General features: G+C 38.9%; 22 protein-coding genes. 10 read left to right on the top strand and 12 right to left on the bottom strand.

The genetic code is table 11. The annotated features are described in order from the left end of the window. Positions 1–189: 189 nt before the first annotated feature. Together B3P16_RS17910 and B3P16_RS17905 are read left to right on the top strand one after the other, a co-directional pair. Complete coding sequence (locus tag B3P16_RS17910) at positions 190–660, top strand: hypothetical protein (RefSeq protein ID WP_286843784.1); 471 nt, start codon at positions 190–192, stop codon at positions 658–660. Between the two features lie 104 nt (positions 661–764). Continuing rightward, positions 765–1013 carry a hypothetical protein gene (locus B3P16_RS17905; protein ID WP_156167613.1) on the top strand — a complete coding sequence of 83 codons (249 nt, stop codon included), beginning with the start codon at positions 765–767 and terminating at the stop codon, positions 1011–1013. A 58-nt stretch (positions 1014–1071) separates the two neighbouring features. On the opposite strand, the gene B3P16_RS17900 is transcribed toward B3P16_RS17905, so the two are convergent. Then, positions 1072–1728, bottom strand: coding sequence for a response regulator transcription factor (locus B3P16_RS17900; RefSeq protein ID WP_286751959.1), 657 nt, complete (start codon positions 1726–1728; stop codon positions 1072–1074). A gap of 10 nt (positions 1729–1738) precedes the next feature. Then, positions 1739–2470 carry a hypothetical protein gene (locus B3P16_RS17895; protein ID WP_286843783.1) on the bottom strand — a complete coding sequence of 244 codons (732 nt, stop codon included), beginning with the start codon at positions 2468–2470 and terminating at the stop codon, positions 1739–1741. 349 nt (positions 2471–2819) lie between these two features. Here B3P16_RS17895 and B3P16_RS17890 point away from each other — a divergent pair, with 349 nt between their 5' ends. The 3 genes from B3P16_RS17890 (at position 2820) to B3P16_RS17880 (ending at position 5926) form a co-directional block, all read left to right on the top strand. Beyond that, on the top strand, positions 2820–3326 hold the full coding sequence (locus tag B3P16_RS17890; RefSeq protein WP_046673512.1) for an RNA polymerase sigma factor: 507 nt from the start codon (positions 2820–2822) through the stop codon (positions 3324–3326). Positions 3327–3506: 180 nt separating this feature from the next. Continuing rightward, positions 3507–4229, top strand: a complete 723-nt coding sequence (locus B3P16_RS17885) for an SIMPL domain-containing protein (protein ID WP_286751961.1) — start codon at positions 3507–3509, stop codon at positions 4227–4229. 362 nt (positions 4230–4591) lie between these two features. Then, positions 4592–5926 carry a GH1 family beta-glucosidase gene (locus B3P16_RS17880; RefSeq protein ID WP_286843782.1) on the top strand — a complete coding sequence of 445 codons (1335 nt, stop codon included), beginning with the start codon at positions 4592–4594 and terminating at the stop codon, positions 5924–5926. A gap of 5 nt (positions 5927–5931) precedes the next feature. On the opposite strand, the gene B3P16_RS17875 is transcribed toward B3P16_RS17880, so the two are convergent. Further along, entirely contained in the window at positions 5932–6810 is an 879-nt protein-coding gene (locus tag B3P16_RS17875) for a hypothetical protein (protein WP_286843781.1), read from the bottom strand. A 51-nt stretch (positions 6811–6861) separates the two neighbouring features. Between B3P16_RS17875 and B3P16_RS17870 the strand changes: the two genes are divergently transcribed. Then, a complete protein-coding gene (locus B3P16_RS17870; protein WP_070563896.1) occupies positions 6862–7377 on the top strand; it encodes a hypothetical protein in 516 nt (171 codons plus the stop codon). A 20-nt stretch (positions 7378–7397) separates the two neighbouring features. Beyond that, positions 7398–7787 (top strand): DUF2809 domain-containing protein, encoded by a 390-nt coding sequence (locus B3P16_RS17865; RefSeq protein WP_286843779.1) that lies wholly within the window; start codon positions 7398–7400, stop codon positions 7785–7787. A gap of 11 nt (positions 7788–7798) precedes the next feature. On the opposite strand, the gene B3P16_RS17860 is transcribed toward B3P16_RS17865, so the two are convergent. After that, positions 7799–8317, bottom strand: coding sequence for a VOC family protein (locus B3P16_RS17860; protein ID WP_286770710.1), 519 nt, complete (start codon positions 8315–8317; stop codon positions 7799–7801). 266 nt (positions 8318–8583) lie between these two features. Here B3P16_RS17860 and B3P16_RS17855 point away from each other — a divergent pair, with 266 nt between their 5' ends. After that, entirely contained in the window at positions 8584–9609 is a 1026-nt protein-coding gene (locus B3P16_RS17855; protein ID WP_286843777.1) for a threonine aldolase family protein, read from the top strand. A 93-nt stretch (positions 9610–9702) separates the two neighbouring features. Here B3P16_RS17855 and B3P16_RS17850 read toward each other — a convergent pair whose 3' ends face one another. From B3P16_RS17850 to B3P16_RS17820, 7 genes are all read right to left on the bottom strand, one after another. After that, on the bottom strand, positions 9703–10419 hold the full coding sequence (locus tag B3P16_RS17850; RefSeq protein WP_046673518.1) for an MIP family channel protein: 717 nt from the start codon (positions 10417–10419) through the stop codon (positions 9703–9705). 129 nt (positions 10420–10548) lie between these two features. Then, a complete protein-coding gene (locus B3P16_RS17845; protein ID WP_286843775.1) occupies positions 10549–12765 on the bottom strand; it encodes a DUF4838 domain-containing protein in 2217 nt (738 codons plus the stop codon). Position 12766: 1 nt separating this feature from the next. Continuing rightward, positions 12767–14299 (bottom strand): YaiO family outer membrane beta-barrel protein, encoded by a 1533-nt coding sequence (locus tag B3P16_RS17840; protein ID WP_286843774.1) that lies wholly within the window; start codon positions 14297–14299, stop codon positions 12767–12769. Between the two features lie 4 nt (positions 14300–14303). Continuing rightward, a complete protein-coding gene (locus B3P16_RS17835) occupies positions 14304–15740 on the bottom strand; it encodes a glycosyltransferase family 2 protein (RefSeq protein WP_046673521.1) in 1437 nt (478 codons plus the stop codon). Between the two features lie 39 nt (positions 15741–15779). Then, positions 15780–16916 carry a HEAT repeat domain-containing protein gene (locus B3P16_RS17830; protein WP_286751969.1) on the bottom strand — a complete coding sequence of 379 codons (1137 nt, stop codon included), beginning with the start codon at positions 16914–16916 and terminating at the stop codon, positions 15780–15782. Next, complete coding sequence (locus B3P16_RS17825; RefSeq protein ID WP_046673523.1) at positions 16909–17289, bottom strand: response regulator; 381 nt, start codon at positions 17287–17289, stop codon at positions 16909–16911. The genes B3P16_RS17830 and B3P16_RS17825 overlap by 8 nt, the downstream gene beginning before the upstream one ends. Positions 17290–17604: 315 nt before the next feature. Beyond that, positions 17605–18534: an NAD(P)H-dependent flavin oxidoreductase gene (locus B3P16_RS17820; RefSeq protein ID WP_286843772.1), complete on the bottom strand. Its 930-nt coding sequence runs from the start codon at positions 18532–18534 to the stop codon at positions 17605–17607. A 174-nt stretch (positions 18535–18708) separates the two neighbouring features. Between B3P16_RS17820 and B3P16_RS17815 the strand changes: the two genes are divergently transcribed. Beyond that, positions 18709–19701: a 2-hydroxyacid dehydrogenase gene (locus B3P16_RS17815; RefSeq protein ID WP_046673609.1), complete on the top strand. Its 993-nt coding sequence runs from the start codon at positions 18709–18711 to the stop codon at positions 19699–19701. A gap of 165 nt (positions 19702–19866) precedes the next feature. Here the strand turns inward: B3P16_RS17815 and B3P16_RS17810 are convergent, their stop codons facing one another. After that, on the bottom strand, positions 19867–20205 hold the full coding sequence (locus tag B3P16_RS17810; RefSeq protein ID WP_112375470.1) for a winged helix-turn-helix transcriptional regulator: 339 nt from the start codon (positions 20203–20205) through the stop codon (positions 19867–19869). A 118-nt stretch (positions 20206–20323) separates the two neighbouring features. Here B3P16_RS17810 and B3P16_RS17805 point away from each other — a divergent pair, with 118 nt between their 5' ends. Beyond that, positions 20324–21727, top strand: a complete 1404-nt coding sequence (locus tag B3P16_RS17805) for an MFS transporter (RefSeq protein WP_286843771.1) — start codon at positions 20324–20326, stop codon at positions 21725–21727. The last annotated feature ends 26 nt before the right edge of the window (positions 21728–21753 follow it).

Here is a 21753-nt window from a genome sequence, read left to right as displayed (position 1 = left end):
ATCTAAAATTCAATAATTAATCGCTCAATTGCCGGTAATATTGTATCAATTGAACATCATTTTGTATCATAAAACCATTTCTCTAACCAAGTTTAGTTAAATGCAACTGTTTCATTTAATTGACAAACCATTTACTTCTGAGACCCGTTCTATTTAAAATAATCAAATACTTATTTAAGAGCGTAGGTCATGATATGTAATAACATCTTTTTCTTTTCCTTAATAACCAGTCTGCTGTTGATATCGTGTAATCATCAAACTCCTCAGGAAAAAGCTTCCCATCATATGGAGGAGGCCGAACATAAAGCAGCGGCAGCCAGTGAACAGGCTATAGTGAGAGCTGAAGCTGCGGCAGCAAAGAATACCGAAGCAGTCATTTATGCAAATATAGCTGCTGCTAACGAGGCTGCTGCTGGGATTCCAGCTCCAGCGTTGTCCAATAAGGAAGCTGAAAGGATATACAACAAACTCGGCAAAATCATTGTCGATCGAATCAATGCAAAGACAGCAGTAGAAGCGATGGAGAAAGAACAAGCCATCGCTCGAATTAAAAAAGATGTTTTGGAAAATTTAAGGAATGGCAAAATTACCCAAGCTGATCATGACGGTATAATGGGCTATTTAGAAGATAGCATCAAAGCCGCCAAGTCAGTTATGTAAGGCGCAATCAGCGAGACAAAACGACAAACTTATGATAAATTCAATCGAACAATCGTGTATAGAAGCCTGTTGGCAATGTGTTACTGCTTGCCATACCTGTGCGAATGCTTGCACAAAAGAAAGTGACCTTCAAGCCATGGCAAAATGTATTGCATTGGATATGGAATGCGCAGTCGTTTGTAAAGCAGTGGCCGAACTTCTTGCTATGGAAAGTTACTATAGCCGACGACTTATCAAGACTTGCGCTGAATTATGTACACTCTGTGCAGAGGAGTGCTTTATGCATCCCCATGAACATTGCCAGCACTGTGCTAAATTATGTGAACTTTGCGCAATTGCGTGCAACAAACTAACTGCATAAAATATAGTGGTGTAGATTTCAAATTTCCTGATGGGGCCATCAGGAAATTTTTAATTCAAAATACCTCTTTCAAATGCAAATTTGACCAAATGAGCTGTATTTTTTACGCCCGCTTTATCGATTAAGTTTTGACGGTGTCCTTCAACTGTACGCTTGCTTAAAAATATCTTATCGGCAATTTCAATATTCGTGTATCCTTCTGCAATTAATTTGAGTACTTCAAGCTCTCTATCGGAGATATCAAAATCTGTCTGTAGTTCTCCTGATACCTGTGCATAGCTTTGTCCAGAGCGAACTTGGTCCAATAGTATCATTGCGATTTCCTCGCTCATGTATCGTCCCCCATTTGCGATATGATTTAATCCAAAAAGCAATTCGTTATAGCCAACGTTTTTAACCAAATATCCGGCAAGACCAGATTCAAATGCTTCAACAACGTAATTGATCTGATTCAACATGGACAGTATTACTACTTTAATGGACGGATAATGTTTTTTTAATTCATGTAATAGTTCAATACCATCCATTTCCTCCATGCTGATGTCTGTTAAGACAATATCAGGAACAGGATTAGAATTTAAGAACTGAAGAGCCTCCTTTCCATTCGACGCCTCTCCAACAACTTCAAATCCATCTTGCGATTCTAATAGTAATTTTATTCCGTTACGTACAACCATGTGGTCTTCAACCAATAGGATTTTTATCATTATTCTTTTTTTAAATAGTTAATTTAAGTAAAATACCTGTTGCCGGCGTATGATTCATAATCCGTGCATTATAAAGTTCAGCAATCTTCATCAAACGCATTGGACTATGTTCATGTTTTATTGTTGACAGCGATTTCTCCTGGCTAAAAAAAGGTGACACTTTAATTAAAATCTCAAATTCAATCACCTGCACCGAAACTGAAATAGCCTGTGAAGGAATCTCATCATTTAAATACTGGAATATAGCCGTAAGTAACTTAAACAGCTGAACTTGTGCCTCATGATGCAATTCTCTTAAATGCGGATCTAGCAAGGTGTCAATTGTAAAACCCGATCGTTTTCTATAACTCGCCACAGCCTCATCAACTGCATGAAAAATGCCAAGATCATTCAGTATCGGATTGTAGAGCAACACAGCTTTATTACGAATCTCCATAACCAACGTGCTTAATGAATCACGTAAGCAGCGTAATTCTTCAAAATCACCATAGCGATTTGTAAAATTCTGAAGAGATATACGCATTCCGTATAGTTCCTGAGCCAATTCATCGCGGAAATACCGTCCTATTTTTCCAATATCATCTTGTTGATTCCTAATAATCGATTTATAAAAATCTTCTTGACTACCATCCCATACCTGCTTTAATTCCGAAGGCTCTTTGAGGCTCTCCAATCGTTCCATGGGCTCTTCTGATAGCTCAAAATATAGTTTTTTGTTTTCGTCCCCCATATTGTTTTTCATTACATGTCATAACTAATAACCATTTAAACGTATCAACAGTTTTAAATATTCACATCTATTTAATCATCAAAAATGTACTTATTAAAACACTACGTATAAATACGTGCGACAAAAAGAAAAAAGGGGGAAATGAGACAGGAAAACACTTGTTATTAATGCAGAATAACGCTTAGCATCAGCCTGATAGCTGAATAGTTATTCTGTATAAAGCATTGACTAACTGATTGTTAAAATAAAACAAGTAATAAATCGGCTTGATCCATTCAGCGTCAACGCATTTCCTCTTAATTATTTTCTAGCACCTTAATTGTAGTGATATAGCGAAGATAGACACTTAAAACTTGATAATATGGAAAATTTAACAATCGATCAACTGTTTAAGGAAAAAAGACCTACATTAAAATATTTGGCAGCGCAATTTACAAACGATCCGGATGAACGAGAAGATCTGGTTCAGGAGACCATGGTAAGGTCATTGGGATCTATTGAAAAATTCCTGAAGCATCCAAAGTTGATGTCTTGGCTCTATATCATCATGAAAAATACATATATTAACCAATATACTCGAAATAAACGATTGGAGAATTACCGCAATGAATATGTAAGTATAGGTTATCATAATGAAATAACAACCAATCGCGGTGAAAATAATTTTATAGCCTCTGATATACAACACGCACTCAATAGTTTATCAAAAGATTACTATAACGCCTTTGCAATGTTTTTGGAAGGATTTAAATATTATGAAATTGCAGAGCATCTGCAAATCCCGGAGGGTACGGTCAAAACACGTATACATATGGCCAGGAAAGCACTGCAAAAACAGCTAAAGATTTATTCAAAAAGTATTGATTAAAAAATGGTCTCTTTTCAAGATAAAAAAGCAGGTAATTACCTGCTTTTTTATTTTATTTCTCATTACTTAGACCTGCCTATGCTTCAACTACATTTTACCCTAGCGGATATTCTAGTTATTCATTATATTTAGATATTTAGGGAACAACTTATTGATTTAATAGATTGAACATCAAAAATTATGAAAAAACAGATAATCACTTTATTTTTTATATGTTTGAGTGGCATTATGGTCGTATTGTCCTGTGATCGGGCAGCAAAAGAAGGTGAAAATAGAATTCGTGTCAGTGGTGAAGGAAAGATTAGGATAATGCCCGATCAAGTCACTTTGACAATCAATACGGCATTCACAAAACCAAGGATGGTAGACGCGGTTAGAGAGACTCAAGCAACTGTCGATACGGTCATTGCATTGCTCCAAAAATACGGCAATAAAAAGGAAGACATTAAAACAAGCAGCGTGTCAGCAAATAAGGATTATCAATATATCGGAAATACCAATAAATTTATTGGGTATCAAGCACAACAAACAATCGATTTTGTTTTACATGATTTATCGAAATTTACAGAATTAACAGGCAAGTTGTTAGAGACCAAAATAAGCGGAATAGGCTCCATCTCATTCGATCATTCCAAAGCAGACAGTATTTTAAGAGAAGCGGATCTTATTGCTTATGATGATGCATTAAAATCTGCAAAAAAACTTGCATCTCGGGCAGATGTCGAAATTGGCAAACTGCTGTTTTTGTCGAACGACGGAAGCGCATCCAACCAATCGACGCAGTTTAGAACAGGGATGGCGTTAGAAACATTCAACAAGGGTTACGGCGGCGAAGGATTTAAAGTAGCCCCCGAAGTTTTAGAATTTAAAAGGACAATATATACGGAATTTGAAATTAGATAGCTCAAAAATTGGGATTAAGAATCTACGCCACTTAGACATTCTCGTAAGATCCTACTTACAAGTAAAACTTGCTTAGAATTAGCATACGGCTAAGCATAATACCATGATTCATCCCGGTGTTTTTTCGTATATTTAACATATAGTTTATATACAGTTCATTTGCGTTTCGTTACTTTATCATACAATAGTTCAATGTAATCAACGGAGTAATGTATCTATTATGAAAACGATAAACTATTTTTTCCAGCGAATTATATTTAGGATCTTTCTAGGTCGATTCAGTTCATTCTATTCACCCTTGAGATTCCACAAGACCTAATTGTTTTTAAACGGCATTGAGGTCCGATAATTTTATTTTATAAATGCTTTTAACCAAAGATGCTTTTGGCAAAGATTTTATTTGGGGAGTGTCTACAGCTGCCTATCAGATCGAGGGTGCGCATGATTTACATGGCAAAGGTCCTTCTATTTGGGATATCTTTGTACAAAAAAGGAACCGTATATTTCAAAATCAACATGGTAATGAGGCTTGCGATTTTTACAATCGCTACGTCCAGGATCTCCATCTAATGAAAGGAATGCATATTCCTAATTATAGATTCTCCTTATCATGGAGCCGTATTTTCCCGGGTGGAATCGGTGAAGTAAATCAATCAGGTTTGGATTTTTATGATCGATTGATCGACCTATCGCTCGAACTAGGGATCACCCCTTGGGTTACCTTATACCATTGGGATCTTCCCCATGCATTAGAAAAAAAAGGTGGCTGGGTGAACCGTGATGTAAAAGATTGGTTTGGCGAATTTGTTTCCAAATGTGTGCATACCTACGGTGATCGTGTTAAAAACTGGATGGTTCTCAACGAGCCTACCGTATTCACTGCCGCAGGTTATTTCTTTGGCGTGCATGCACCGGAACGAAAAGGTCTGGGTAATTTTTTGGCCGCCGCGCATCATGCGGCATTGGCACAAGCACAGGGAGGTCGAATCATCAAATCGATCCAGCCCGACAGTCAGGTTGGAACTACATTTTCATGTTCTCATGTCGAACCATTCACATCGAGAGACAAGGACATTAAAGCAGCAAAAAAAGCAGACGTATTACTCAATCGTCTGTTTATAGAACCTCTCTTAGGAATGGGCTATCCTACTCAGGAGATTAAAATACTGAATAGAATTGAAAAGTATATTAAATTGAATGATGAAAGAGACCTGAAATTTGATATGGATTTCATTGGGATACAGAATTATACGCGGGAGGTTATACGATACGCCATGTTCGTTCCTTATCTCCAAGCAAAAATAGTATCCGCAAAAGAGCGTAAAGTTGATTTAACTGAAATGAACTGGGAGGTTTACCCAGCGTCCATCTATCATATGCTCAAAAAATTCAGTACCTACCAAAACATGCCGCCTTTAATTGTTACCGAAAACGGCGCCGCGTTTCCCGATAAAGCCGAGAATGGTATAGTACATGATCCTAAAAGAGTTTCCTATTTACAGGAAGCGTTACAACAAGTTTATCGTGCGAAACAGGAAGGTGTAAATGTCAAGGGCTATTTTGTATGGACTTTTCTTGACAACTTCGAATGGGCTGAAGGATATCGGCCAAGATTTGGACTGGTGTATGTTGATTTCAAAAATCAACAACGTATTATCAAATCCTCTGGGCATTGGTATGCGGACTTCTTAAAATAAAAAAATTACTTTTTTTCACCATGATGATAAATCAAATTCGTGATTTTTAATAAAATTACCGCTACAAGTATTGCCCCAATAATGATACATACGCTGATTAATGAATTTCGCCCGTTATCAGCAAAAATATAGATTGCGCATACCGCCAACAGACAGGGCAAAGCAAAAACAATCAGCTTGATCCAATAGACACGATCCTCTTCCTGGAGGATCCTTTCGGTGATTACCGCATGAATAAGATCGGCCTTATTTTTTCTAAAATACGTAAGAATGAGCTCTATCTCTTCCTGTCTAAGTTCGCGGGGGCGGACGATCTGTTCTTTTAATACGATAAGTAGATTTTTGCGATCGCGTTGTACAGAGCGAATATCTGCCATTTGAAATCGCTTTTTATAGCCCATGGGATTTATTGCATAGCCCTTATAATCGCTGTTTTCGGGACATAGACAAGAGAACTCAATGGCATTTAAAGAGAAGATAATATCAGTGTGATCTTGACCAATCTCTCTAAATTTTGATACGGCAAGTTTAACGGTTGCAAATAATGCACACTGAAGCACAAACAGACCAAAAGACAGATGAAAAATCCAGGACAAAAGCAATGCAACAGCAATAAATCCAAAAATAAACCAGCTCATATTAGACAAAATGTCAACCTTACGTCGTATTATTAACACAAAAATTGTACACATTACAGCTGGGATACTTGCTTTCCAATCCCAAAATATACTGACAACACCCAGCACTGAGCATAGCATATACATCAGCAGTTGAAAATAATCTGATTTCCGTTGGAAGTTGGTTCTCTTAATTTCAATGCTGTTTTCCACTACCTGCTCGAAGAAAATGAAAAAATGTTTAACATAATATCTCTCTGATTGCATAAATATAAATATCTTTAATTAATATATATGTAAAAAATCAAAGCGTATCGTATGAAGACTTTTCAATTTAAATCACATCAGGTTAAAAAGGGCTTAATCTTTGGATTAATTTATTTAGTTGTTGTATTTATACTATGTTATATGATCTTCGGTGGTATAAATGGGATGGCCGATGCGGCAAATAATTTTGGTTCGGCGAAGGGCTTGGGGATATTGGTTGCGGTTGTTATCATTGGTCCACTCGTCGTCATCTTGCAATTAATCAATCCCAAGATTGAAGTACAAGTTGACAGTGCGAACTTATCTATCAGGCAGCCGAAAAAAGAGGATAGCATTATTCCACTGAAAGAGATCTACATCATGGAAATAAACCATGCTTTGGTTAACCAGCTTCAGCTGTTCGATCAAAATAGACAGCTACTCGCTACAATACACCCCCAAAACGACACAAATGTCATTTTCTCCATCGCTAGTGCAATAGCACAACAGGGTAGATTTGTGAAGACAAAGGGGAACAAAAAGATCTTTGGAAATCCTGTTGAAACAATTTCCTATTCCAGGCAATAAATTTGGCATCGATATACGAAATGAAAAGCGCGGCAAAAATTCAGTATTTGGTCCTAATGGTGACAACTCTACTCTTGGGTTTAATCTCACGTAAAATATCTGTCACACCGCCTATATGTGGCGATGTGCTTTATGCCATGATGGTGTATTGGTTATCACGCTTAATATTTATTAAAAAATCACTGTTCTCCTACTGTATCATTACCATTCTATTCTGTTTTACCATTGAATTTTTACAACTTGTCCAATTGCCCCTATTTTTATGGATAAGGAGCAATTCACTTTTGCGCCTCGTATTTGGACAAGGATTTCTCTGGTCAGATTTAGGGGCTTATTTCCTGGGAGCGCTTGGAGCTGCATTTCTTGATTATCTTAAAGATCATTTGCTAAAAACAGACCCTGCGTTGTGAACTGAATAGACCTATTTTGTCGTTTTGGCCCCCATATCGATGCCCATCTTTTCATAAGCAACATCATTCGGCTGCCAAAGCTCTATTTTATTTCCTTCAATATCCATGATATGAACAAATTTGCCATAGTCAAAGGACTCGATCTTATCAAGTACCGTAACTCCCTCCTTCTTCAATTGATCGATTAGAAGTTCAATATCGGCAACCCGATAATTGATCATAAAGTCTTTGTCCGAGGGACCAAAATAGCTTGTACTCTCTTTAAAAGGGCTCCATTGCGTAAATCCTTTTTTCGTACTATCAGCACCCTGATACCACTCAAATACAGCGCCGTAAGAATTTGTTGCCAGTCCCAGATGATCGGCATACCAGGCCCTTAATTTTTTAGGATCTTTGCACTTGAAGAAAATTCCGCCTATACCAGTTACTCTTTTTAACTCGACAGGTCGGTTCAAATTGCTCATGGTATTAAAGGCGTACCCCATTCCAAACGCCAGCGAAATACTCGCAACAAATACGACTCTTTTCATAATTTGATAAGGATAAATATTTATTTCTACCTCCTCTCCCAAATTTAATCATAAGTTTTGAAAAAACATTTACAGTGCAAAACAACATATTCTTTTCTTATACGCTCAGAATGTTATATTCATAGCTTTTATCCCATTTTTTTCCTGCTCAGATTGTTAAAAAACGATATTGTATTTATACATTTGACTCGGTCAAGATTCATTTATCATCCTGGTAATGCGTTTGACGTACTTAGTAAATAGCATCTGAAGTAAAAAACAGCGTTATGTATAATTTTAAAAACGATTATTCCGAAGGGGCGCACCCCCGCATTTTAGATAAACTTATTGAAACAAATCTGATACAACAAGCCGGCTATGGCGAAGATGAATATGCTAAAGCAGCAAAAAGCATTTTGAAGAAAAAGATAGCGAACGAGCAAGCTGTTGTTTACTTTTTATCTGGCGGAACACAGACCAATCTACTTGTGCTATCCTTTCTCTTACGTATCCATGAAGCCGTAATTAGCGCAAAAACGGGGCACATATCGGCCAATGAAACTGGCGCTATCGAAGCAACTGGACACAAAGTCATTACTGTCGAAACACTTGATGGAAAACTAACGCCGAAGGATATTACAAAAACGTTAAAGGAACATGCACTGGCACCACATGTCGTAAAGCCAAGAATAGTGTATATTTCCAATTCGACTGAAATTGGCACGATCTATACGCTGACAGAATTGGAAGCACTTTATGTATGTTGTCGAGAACATCATCTTTTACTTTATCTGGATGGAGCTCGGTTGGGGCATGCTTTGATGGCTGAAAACAACGATCTAACACTGAAAGACATTGGAAATTATGCTGACGTATTCTATATTGGCGGGACGAAAAACGGTGCGCTTTTAGGTGAAGCCGTAGTGTTTAATAAACCCGAATTGGCACTGGATTTTGACTATGCAATCAAGCAGAAGGGCGCTTTGCTTGCCAAGGGCCGGGTTTTATCCATTCAGTTTCTCGAGCTCTTTAAAGATGATTTATATTTTGAACTAGCGCAAAAAGCAAATTCCTACGCTATGCGGATCGCTCAGGTGATCAAAGAAAAAGGCCATTCATTTTTGACAGACTCAACCACTAATCAAATTTTCCCGATTTTACCCAAATCTGTCATAGAGACATTGAGTCAGAAATACCAGTTTTATATTTGGAAGGAAATAGATAATGATTATGCTGCTATTCGCCTGATTACCTCCTGGGCCACCGACGAGGAGCAGGTTGCAAGTTTTATGGAGGCCATATTGAAATCTTAGTGATCCTGCCTCTAGGCTTATCAATCACTCCTAAATGAAAGCGTCCAATAGGTATGTTGTACCCATTGGACGCATCCGATAAAATGAAAAAAATTAGTCTTTAGGTTCCAACGCTTTCCAAACAACCGCTGCAACTGCAGCACCCACGAGCGGCGCAACGATAAATAACCATAGCTGAGACAAAGCTTGCCCCCCCGCTAAAATGGCAGGACCAAATGAACGTGCTGGGTTAACGGATGTACCCGTTACAGGGATAGCAACGAGGTGGATTAATAGCAGTGTAAAACCGATTGCAAGTCCAGCCATTGTACTGTTACCTACTTTAGAGGTTGTCGCTAATATCACAAATAGAAAAAGAAACGTTAACACTGCTTCGATCAGAAAGGCAGAAGCAGTACCATACTCGTTTTGATAACCCTTTCCCCATCCGTTGGAGCCATAGGCCCATTCACCTGCAGTAAAGCCGGCCAGCTGTCCACTCAAAATCTGTTGAAGAACAAATGCTCCCAAAAGTGCGCCAATAAATTGAGCAATGATATACACAATTGCATCCTTAGCAGACATTTTACCCGCCAATAATACACCAACCGTAACGGCAGGATTGATATGACAACCTGAGATTCCTCCGATCGCATAAGCAAAAACCACGACCGAAAGGCCGAAGGCAACTGCAATACCCAAAAGGCCAAGGCCAGAAAGTCCAGCTGTGGTATTGGCCCCTGCAATTGCGGCAGCTCCACAACCAAAAAGTACCAAACCAAATGTTCCAATTAGTTCGGCAACAAATTTTGAAGATGTTTTAATTTCCATATGAATCTGTTTATAACTTAGTTAACTCTAATTTAATCATTTTCCGTATTAAATTAAAGCACTAAAAAATTTATTGTAGAACAATATCCACACACTATTAAAATCAGTTCTATAGATACATCTTCAACATCAGTTTATCCATATTTCATCACAGGCTATAAGCGCGTTCCGTTTCGGATGATACCTCCATTCAGGTAATTTTGCTAAGGGCTCAGCATAGACTCGAATGACCTTAACACGGTCGTTTATCAAAGCTCGATAGCGAACCTTCTCCACTGTATAATCTTCCTCCTGAGATTCAAGTTTCCTCAGCAGCACATCTTGAAAATCTTCGCCATTTTTGGATACCGAAATGCGGACTTCCTTTGGTGAAAATATCCAATGTCGGACATCCTTTAGAAAATTAAGCTCAATTGTATCGATGTGTTTTTCCTGTTCAAAATCAAACGTAATATCCATCGGCTCCCCATTCCATAGCAACCAGTTGTAGCTATAATCCATGTATCCTGGGACACTATCGGAGAGGGTTTCCAGACCATTGGCAGGGAAGGAAGGATCGAATGGATTTTTCAGTTTTATACTTGCTTGTGAAGCTTTGTTCGTTCTGACTCCAGCATTGAATATTTCGCTCCATTCTTTTGCATAAGCATCAGGTGACGCCCCCCCTTCGGCAAGTTCTATTACCCCCAGCCTTTTGGCGTCTTTAATAAATTGAGTGACTTTACGGCTTACATTAGGTCTTACAACCCAATGGTCGCCGTCTTGCTCAAAGATACCATGCTGATGCGGACCATAGAACCGTGCTTGTTGCAAGTAGGTGTAATCCAAGCCTAAACCGACACGTCTAATACGCGATTCTAATAAAGGATTTCCTTCACTTGCAATTTCAGCTTTTTCTAACAATGTACTGTATTGATCCATAGCTTCGGGACTCAAAAAATCCTTTCTATTATCAATTGGATTTCCATAAATCGACAAAGCGGAGGAAGCTCCAGGCAAGTGATTTCTTCGCAGATCGAGATATTTCTTAATAAATGGCGCAGCCTTACCATAATAGCCCTCAATAAATTCATCTGTCAATTGCTCTTCTGAACGACCATCTGTATCCCAGGCAAGGTTAGCCAAAATATAAGCATTTAACTCCGCCATATCACTATAGGTCGCTCCGCCACCTTGTAAGAATACCCCTTCTACCCCTTGTCCTTTCAAATATTGCATGCTTTTCTGCATCGTTCCTTGAATGGGGAATGGGGCAAGATAATTGGTAAACTGAGTCAAATAATCCCATACAAACACATGCTTCGCTTTCGATTTCCAAGCGCCCAATTGTCTACGGAAAGTTACTGCAGAATATTCACTACTGATATCATTTTTCCGAAAAGCATCGATATTACTTAATATAACCGAAACATTATCTGCGACGCGAAGATGCGCTGGAGCATTAGCCGATTCGAGATACGCCAGCGTCGTAAATTTCTTGTCTGGAAATTTTCCGGCCACCCTATTCACAAAGTGGATCAAGGAGCCCTGTGCTCCTCCTTCGCGCTTATCAATGGCTTGGCAAAGATCGCAAGTACAGCTTCCAATGTCGTCATTGGCTGCTATGGACCAATAGATAGCCGTTGGATTTTCAAGCATCCTTTTCTTAAAGTAAGCGACTGTATGAGTAAAAACTTCTTCATTGGAAAGACAGAGCTGAATCGGTTGGCGCTTCCCATCATACAGCGCGTAATATTCCGGATGATCTTTAAAGTAAATCGATGGTGGCAATATTTTACTGAAGGTATGGCCCCAGTCCCCCCATCTATCTTCCAAATTATGTAGGCCATACCAGTCCATGTAATCCTGATCCAATTCCACAGGGAAATAAACTTCTCTAAATTGAAAATTAGGCTTTGAAAAGATTTTTAAATCGGCATCCACATATAACGCAGTACACTTTGGAACATCGGTACTTTCTTTACCTGTATACCACTTTCGCCCACCAATAACATCCCTGACATAACGGTACGCCGCAAATATTACACCTCTACCACTTCCTTTGATGTAAATATTTTTTCCTACAGCTTCAATCGAATAACTGTCTTCAGGGGACGCATTTGTTATTGGGCTTCTTTCCAAAATAATGGCATGTGTATCATCAACTTTGGCTTGTATTGCAAAATCTACACCTGTGCTTTCTTTTGTAAAGGTGTTTATCACCGCAGCAGCTTTTTGTACAACAGGATCATTTGCATCCGCCTGGATGACATAATCCGTTTTCCCATTGTCCACCAATACCATTCTTTCCTTACCCTGAACTATCGTTACCAAAGACAATAGACCTAACATAAACTTCCACATCATATTAAAAATATCTCCTTAATGATAGATTTAGATCATACTGGTTCATAAATCTATTTTCAGCAACTTTGTAATAGCTCCAACCGCCCATTAATGTAAAACCCCAAGCATCTATGCGATGTTGCCAGCCTGCATTAATTGATCGGGATAAAAAATTGAAACGGTTGTTTAGGAATTGATAACGCGATGGATCATCTGGCGAAGTCCCCACATTACCGATTAGTGTGACATAGGAATCCGGTTTTTCACTGTTATAATAATGTCGTATCGCGAGGGAGTAGGCTTGGTTCCATCGCTGTTCATCACGTAACAAAAATCCCCTTAAATAGACAAAAGTTGGCCCAAAATATCGGCCTGCCGAAGCGACAAGTCCGTAATTATTTGTATTGTCATTTGCACGAACATACCTTCCTCCGAAATCGAAGAGCCACAATCCCGCTTCCCGATACAGGCTATAAGATGCGCGCCACGTTGGAAAAACACTGCCATCAGCCCAAGCTATCTGGTGATAGGCATATATATTTTTACTGTAGTTAAGCCAAGCATCCAAACCGACCTGATAACCTTTCTCACCACGTCTATTCCCGTAATTAAACTGTCCGATAAGTGTATTTTTCTCCCCTAATTTTTGGCCATATTCCAGACCTGAAATAAAGAAATGTCCATTTGGCCGATCTTGCGAACTTTGCATATGATTTGCTCCAACATAAAACTTATAAGGCATATTCTCGCGGTAAACTTTGGTCAAATGCTGATATTGTACATTTTCTGGCATCTTCGCTACCAGCTGATTCATATAACCCAATGCCGTTGAATAATCTTTGTTTAGTGCGGCAATGTTTGCTAATTGTTCGGTAACAAAAATCGAACTGTCACCTCTGCTCCATAAAGTTTCGAAATCTGTCTTCGCTTTCCCGTATTCTCTATTCGTCATAAAAGCACTTGATCGCAGGTATAAGAAACGATTGTCTGCAGGATCGGCATGTTGTATACTGTCCGAATAAGCCAATGCTTGAAATACATCTCCCTTTTCGACGAAATTCCGTCCCCTTTTATACCAGATATCGATGCACGCATCACGGTCACGTGTTAACTTCCTATGTTCAAATTCGCTATACAACCTGATGATTTCAGCGTCCATCGGAAACCGTTTACGTGCGGATTGCCAGGTAATCGTTGCTTTTTCAGGCTGATTAGAAGACTCATATAGTGCAGCTAATGAAAGATACGCGTCTCTGTAGCTGGGCTCGCTCGAAACCACTGCTTCAAAATAGGGAATCGCCCAGTCGGCTCGCCCCATCTTCTGATAGCTCAATCCCAAGATATACCTAAAATCCGTGTATTTAGGATATTTTGATAATACGGTTTGGCTCAATGCAATGGATTCCCCCACTCTTCCTGCTCGCAGGTAGCCAGCGGCTTTTGGAACCAAGCTGTCAACGTCGTATGTTTTATTTTGCCAGTTAACCTGCGCATGTACAACTTGCGACAAAAATAGCAAACAAAAAATTAGCGCAGATAGGATTAATTTTTTCATTTTTCTACTTTTTAATGTGATCAGATGGCAAAGGAGTTAAGGTGCCTTTTCGCGTCATTTCCCCCCAGGCATGCTTTTTCCCAAAAAGTTCTTGGACATAGCCCTTAATCGAACTATAAACGATAATGGGATGATATACAAATGGTTCTATAAATGCGGTGAGGCATAACCTTATAATATCTTTTCGCCGTTTGTAATATTTATAGACATAATTGTCCAGTAAAATGGAAAAACTTGTCAGAAAGACCGAAAACATATAGACGAAGATCAATAAAAGAATAGCCATTGGCCAATTAATGCCATGTGTTAGGATGAGGTAGATATAAAAGAAAATACCTAAAATTTCCATAATAGGGGCAAAAAATTCGAAAATGGCATTGTATGGAAAAACGATGAGTCCAAACCTTTTGTACTTTGGATTAAAAAAGGCCTTACGATGTGTGCGCATAATTTGCATCAAACCCCGCGCCCAGCGTACACGTTGACGCGTTAACATCTTGAGGCTGTCAGGCCCCTCAGTCCAACAGAGCGTCTGCGGAATATACTTGACCTCGTATTTTTGGTTATTGTCACACATGGTCATACACATTCTGGTTACCATCTCCATATCCTCACCCAAGGAATTAGAATCATATCCGCCCGCAGCAATGAGAATCTCTTTATCAAACAATCCCAATCCCCCAGAAACATTGGGAATACAGTTGAGGTAATTCCAGCCCATTTTACCCAACAGGTATGATCGAATGTATTCCATTTCCTGAAAACGTGCCAATATGGGTTTGGGTAATGCAGCTTCCACCAACATACCGGAATCCACATAACTGGAGTTTGACATCCGTAGTGTTGCGCCCACAGCGATTACACGTTCCTTCGAATCCAGTACAGCTTCGATTAATTGAACCAGGGTGTCATTGGCGAGTACACAATCCACATCGGTATTTAAAATATAAGGAAAGGAAGCTACATTAATTCCAGCATTTACCGCATCGGCCTTACTGCCCCCGTTTATTTTATCAACGATCGTTAGTCGTTTATGAGAGATGTCCCTGGATTTGTAGATTGCTTTAATCTCCTTACATGGCACCAAATAGTCAACCAAAAAGTCTACCTGGACCAGATCAAACTCTTTAATGAGCTTCTCCAATGTATCATCTTTACTGCCATCATTCACAATAACGACCTCATATCTGGAGTAAAACAGTGTCATCAGCGAACGTACATTGTTTACGATTGTAACCGATTCATTATATGCTGGTGCGACAATACTTACCCCTGGAGCAATTTCAGACTCCATTAATGTCTGCACACGTCGGGAATTTCGCTTCCGAAGATTCTTCCGGATCGATATGGATGACATCCGAAACAACATGACGTATACAATCAACAGCAAGAGACAATAAAATCCGAAAACAAATTCTATTGAAAATATAAAATGTTTCATATGCAATACTTTTGTGTTATGGAACCAATACCTAGCAATCTATATATAGTGAACCATAGGGTGACTAACATAACGTATAAGCTTATAATCGTCCAAATTTTCAGCAGTTTCAATTTTACGTAAACTTGATGCACTGTAAGGCTTTTGCGCGAGCAGGGAACGATAAGCGTGTTTTCGTAGTGCCAATACTGTACTTTTATCGTTGAAGATGTTCTCTAAAAGATCGATCGATTTTCCTTGACCAAGACGCCCCAATGCTTTTACAATCTCTATCTTGACATTTAAGGGCTGCTCGATGGTGTAAAAATCCACTAACCGACTTTCGCTATCTCTCGCCAGGAGTTTGCCCAATGAGTTGATCGCTTTGTGTAGCGTTTTAGCATCCTGAGCTGAAACGATGAGCTGCCATAATTTTTCTTCATCCAATTGCTGGTAATAGACCATGAGGTCCATCATAAGGCTATTGATTGAAAAAGATTGAGCGCCGTCCAGCCATTGAGAGAACACGTAAGATCCCACATAATCGGTTGAGACAATTGTTTGATAGATATCAAGTGCATCCAGGTCAGTAATTCCTGCAATACCAGAAAAAACCTGATCGAAGGATATTTCACCCCGCACCTGCAAAAGATATTTAAAGGCCGCTACCCGAATTTCAATGCGTGGGCTACTCATCAGCTGCATCAAAACCGCATCCTGGATTTCGACCTTCATCAATGCTAAATCGGCCAAAGATCTTACTGTGGCTGCCACATGGTGGCTCTCGTGTCTTATTTCGTATTGCGCTTCTCTATCGAAGCCCAATTCATTAAATAAACTCCGCATATTTTTTCCTTTCTCTCCACCGATAGTAAAAATATATTCATGCAATATTTGACGGACCACTTTCTGAATGATCGGCTTATGAAGATCCAACGCTAGTTTATCCACCGGATAATGGCTATTCCTATTATCAATCAAAATGTGTTCATAGATAAAATCTCGCAATACAGGATATATTTTAGCATGATATAGGCGATACCGATAGTCGCGATAATAAAAGATAGCAATACCGACAAGACAGCTTACCCAAAATAGAAAGCTCAACACAAGCGCTATCGTAACCAAAATAGGCCAACCCTCACCCTCAAAAAAGGATCGGATGCTATGAATCGTATGTTCTATTTTACTAAGCATGACCTATTCTTAATCGTACACGGGATATCAGTTCAGACGGCGAAATAGGTTTTTTGATATAATCGTTGGCTCCTACTTCGAAACCTTCAACAATGCTGTTGTCATCTCGATAGCCTGAAATAATAATAACGGGCACTTGGTTATTCGTACTGCTTTTCCGAATGCGATCGATTATTTCGTAACCATTAGCAAAGGGTAATGCCAGGTCTGTTATGACCAAATCAATGGTTTCATCCGAAACCAGCGAAAGGGCTTCTTTACCGGACTTTGCCAGTAAGAGGTCATACCCTTCTCTTACAAGAACAAACTGCATTGTGCTCAATAGAATTTCATTATCTTCGATAACAAGAATTCTCTTTTTTTCGTTCTCCATAGCGGTAGATTTTTAGTTTTTCACGGTGAGACAAAGTTTCGAAAAAAAAAGAAAATGTCTTGTAGATTAACAACTACAGGTGGATTTAAATAATTTAAACGCAGGTTTTAAGGATTGTTATCTCTTAAAATGACAATATATTGACATAGCTTATTCGTGTTTATTGTTAAACAACTAAACTAGTATGTAAAATTTCAACTTCTTCGATCAAGGAACGAATGATATCTGCAGTAGAAAGTTCACTGTAAGAATGTATCGATTGTCCGGTCCAAATGTTGATAAAATCAGCATTTCTATTTATCCTTGCTACTCTTCTTAATTCGCCTGTGAGTTTATTTTGATAAGGATAGGGCAAAATCTTTTGAGCGGCTTCAAAGCTTCAATGAATTTATTTTTTATACCTCTGGCGTAGCGCCCTGAAAAGCTCCTCGTTAATACGATGTCTGATTCATTAACGCCTGAAAGACGCGCTTTTTCAAAGTCCAGGAGCGCGCTCTCCTTAGATTTGAGTAATAAACTACCCACCTGGAAGCCACTGGCACCTAAGAGCTTTGCAGCATGCAATGTACTAGCGTTGTATAAACCACCGGCATAAATAAGGGGAACATGGACATGCTCTTTTACCTGCGGTAGTAGTGAAAGTCCGCCAATCGCCGGTATTGGAGTCTCGTCAAAACTTCCGCGATGTCCCCCTGCTTCTAGTCCCTGTACACAGATGATGTCAATGCCAGATTCTTCCAAAGCGATTGCTTCTGCCACCGAGGTGCATGTACCAATAAGAGTAACATCATTGTCTTTCAATCGTTTTATACTTTCTGTATCCAAATTTCCAAACGTAAAACTCACAACTTTACACCGATGGGTGATGATTACGTCAATCTGTTCCCTGTAATCGGTCAAATGGATACTATCAAGCTCGGGTAAGGTTACTTTCAAGTCGTGCTGCGCGGCTAATTGCTCCACGAAAGTTTTTGTTTCACTATACTGTTTCCTTAAATCGAATGAAACCTTGGGAATATTATTGACAAAAATATTGACCGCGAAAGGCCGCTTTAGATTTTCGGCAGTCAAACGAATAAGTTCGCTGCAACGTTCTGGCGGCAGATCACCCAAAGATAACGAACCGAGCGCTCCAGCACGCGAGGCTGCAATGACCATTTCTGGTGTCGTAACACCAAACATTGGAGCTTGGATAATCGGATATTCAATACCTATTGATCTTGTGAGTTGATTTGACCACTGCATATCGGGACAATTTAATAGTCTTAAAATTTGTATAACGATCGATGTAATGCGTCTAATTTAGCTTATTTTTTGTTAAATGATGTGATAACTATTGGGAAACATCCTACAACGGAAGTTCCAAATAAGCTATTTATACTGTATATTTATGTATTCTATTACGTAACAAACAATTTTATGAAAATCGCCTTCTTTTCGACTAAACCATACGACAAATTATTCTTTGAACAGGAAAACAGCGCTTACGGATTTCAGTTTAATTTTTTTGAAACGCATTTAGGTCCACATATTGTCAATGCTATTGAAGATGAGAAAGTGGTCTGCGCATTTGTCAATGATAAACTAAACCGACAAGTGATTGAAGTACTTGCTCAAAAAGGTGTCGAACTGATTGCATTACGCTGTGCTGGTTTTAACAATGTTGACCTGGAGGCGGCAAAGGAGTTTGGCATTCAGGTATGTCGGGTCCCGGCTTATTCCCCAGAAGCAGTTGCAGAGCATACAATGGCAATGTTATTGACATTGAATCGTAAAACCCATAAAGCCTATAACCGCGTAAGGGAGCAAAATTTTGCATTGAATGGCCTTTTAGGATTTAATCTTCACCAGAAAAAAATTGGCGTTATTGGAACGGGGAAAATTGGAAAGGCCTTTATCAAAATTGCATTGGGATTTGGGGCAGAAATAATTGCCTATGACTTATATCCCGATCAGCAGCTTACAACACAGGGTGTCAATTACAAATCATTGGATGAGCTCTTTAAAGAATCAGATATCATTTCACTTCATTGTCCCCTAACCTCCGAGAACCACTACCTCATCAATAGCGAGTCATTGGGGAAAATGAAAGACGGCGTTACTATTATTAATACAAGCAGAGGCAATCTGATCAACACCCAAGATGTCATTAAAGCACTCAAAGAACGAAAAATTGGTTTACTGGGTATTGATGTCTATGAACAAGAGGAAAAGTTGTTTTTTAAAGACTTATCGACAACAATTATTGAAGATGAAACAATACAATTATTGATGAGTTATCCGAATGTCTTAGTGACGGCACACCAAGCTTTTTTCACCACAGAAGCATTAACCGAAATTTCGCAAAGAACACTAAGGAGCATCTCAGACCTATCAACCAAAGGAATCACTGACGCCGAGGTCATGCTTTAACAAGACTTCCCATCAAATTTATTTTGAGGTAGCGCTATTAGCAATGTTGTGGCTAAATGCACCTTTTAAAGAAACAGAATGGATGCAAACTGTTGTATCATCGGTACAATTGTCTCATTAGGCATCAGCAAAAATGAGTAGCGAAAGGGAATATAAACTAAATGCCTATCCCCTTTCGCGTTTGTAATCACACCACCACTCATCAAGTCTTTCAATGACCGGCAGTAAAGTTTTACCTAATTCGCTAAGTTTATACTCCACACGTGGTGGAGATTCAGCATAAATCTGTCTACATAAAATACCATCACGTTCGAGCTCACGGAGTTGAACGGTCAAGGTCGTTTGCGCCAGATCTTCCATTTCCCGCCGTAGTTCTCCAAATCTTTTGGGGCATTGTTTGGCAACAGCCTTAATGAGCAAAACTTTCCATTTTCCGCCAATTATCTTAAAAATTCCGTTGACATCACAACAGGCTCCAAAATTTTCACTTTTTTTTTCCTTCATAATCTCCTCATACTGACCATTAGTTCATAAAAACATACCAAGTACATCATTTATAACTACTTGATTGCAAAAAATATCCAAACTATTTTTAATCGTAAAATTATTAAAAACTTTCTATATGCGCTTTCAAATTAAGGATCTACTTCATATTTTCCTCCTTTCAACGGGTATATTTCTTTTCGTCATCGATCTTTTTATCATTAATGTTTCTCTTCCCACGGTTCAACATGCGCTACATCTACGCAATAGTGATACGCAATGGATCATAATACTATATATCATTGGTTACACAAGTCTTCTAATCAATGCAGGGAATGCCGGAAATCATTATGGAAAGAAGAAATTATATTTAATTGGCATGGCTGGTTTTACAGTAGCCTCTCTTTTATGTGGCTTAGCCGATAATCTTTACATTTTATTGGCCGGAAGATTGATCCAAGGGATTAGTTCTGGATTGATGGTTCCACAGGGTATCGCATTGATCACCTTACGTTTTGAAAATCCCGAGAAGAGATCAATGGCATTGGGTATTTATGGGAGTATAGCAGGCATCGCTTCTGTCATCGGTCAATTATTGGGAGGAATACTTCCCGACCAGACCTGGATACATGAAAGCTGGCGTCTTATCTTTTTAATTAATGTTCCCATTGGGGTGGTCGCCTGCTTTGCTGTCTATCGTTATACAGCTAACGATCAAGTCTACGTTAAATCCGCTGTTTCTTTTAAACCAATGGTAACATTATTTACGCTTTTAATGGGAATAATTTTTCCATTAATCATGGGGCCTGACTTGAAATGGCCAATATGGTCACTGCTGGTCCTGGGAACAACGCTTGTTTTTGTCCAGCTATTTCTAAAAAAACAGCGTAAATTAGAAAAGATGGGCTATCCTAGCGTACTCAATTTCACCTTATTCAATAATCGGGTTTTCAATTTGGGTCTGCTGGCCGCATTAGCCTACTATATGGTACAGGACGCTTATTTTATCATAAATTCCAATTACCTTCAAAATCAAAAGAATTATACAGCAACAATGACCGGAATTGCCTTTGTTTATCAAGGTATAGGTTATGTATTGGCAAGCGTTATGGTCAGCAAGTTGATACAGCGTCATGGAAAAATTGTGGTGCTTTATGGATTAGGCATCATGATTTTGGGATTGGTTGCACATCTTTTCATTTTTAATAGGATGCTTTTAAATAACTACCAGATACATACCCTGTTCTTTTTATACGGCATTGGTTGCGGTAGTGTGCTACCTGCATTAATGACTCTTGCCTTAAAAGACCTCAATGAAAAATTAATTTCAGTCGGATCTGCCATCTATCTTACGATACAACAACTATCAATATGCCTGGGAATCACATTTATCGTCGGTGTATTTCTACATCAAAAAGAAAATAAATTTTTCATTTGGCAGCATATTTCATCAGCTTATGGCTACTCGATCGCACTATCGGTCATATTGCTCTTATTTGTCCTAGGTTTTATAGCTTATTTACCTTCACAAAAGGTAAAATAGCAGGTAATTTGTATAGGGTTTAGCTG

The organism is Sphingobacterium sp. UBA7631 (assembly GCF_002483935.1).
Classification (GTDB): domain Bacteria; phylum Bacteroidota; class Bacteroidia; order Sphingobacteriales; family Sphingobacteriaceae; genus Sphingobacterium; species Sphingobacterium multivorum.
Note: the sequence above shows the minus strand (reverse complement) of the source record. Positions and strands in the feature narration are given on the sequence as shown.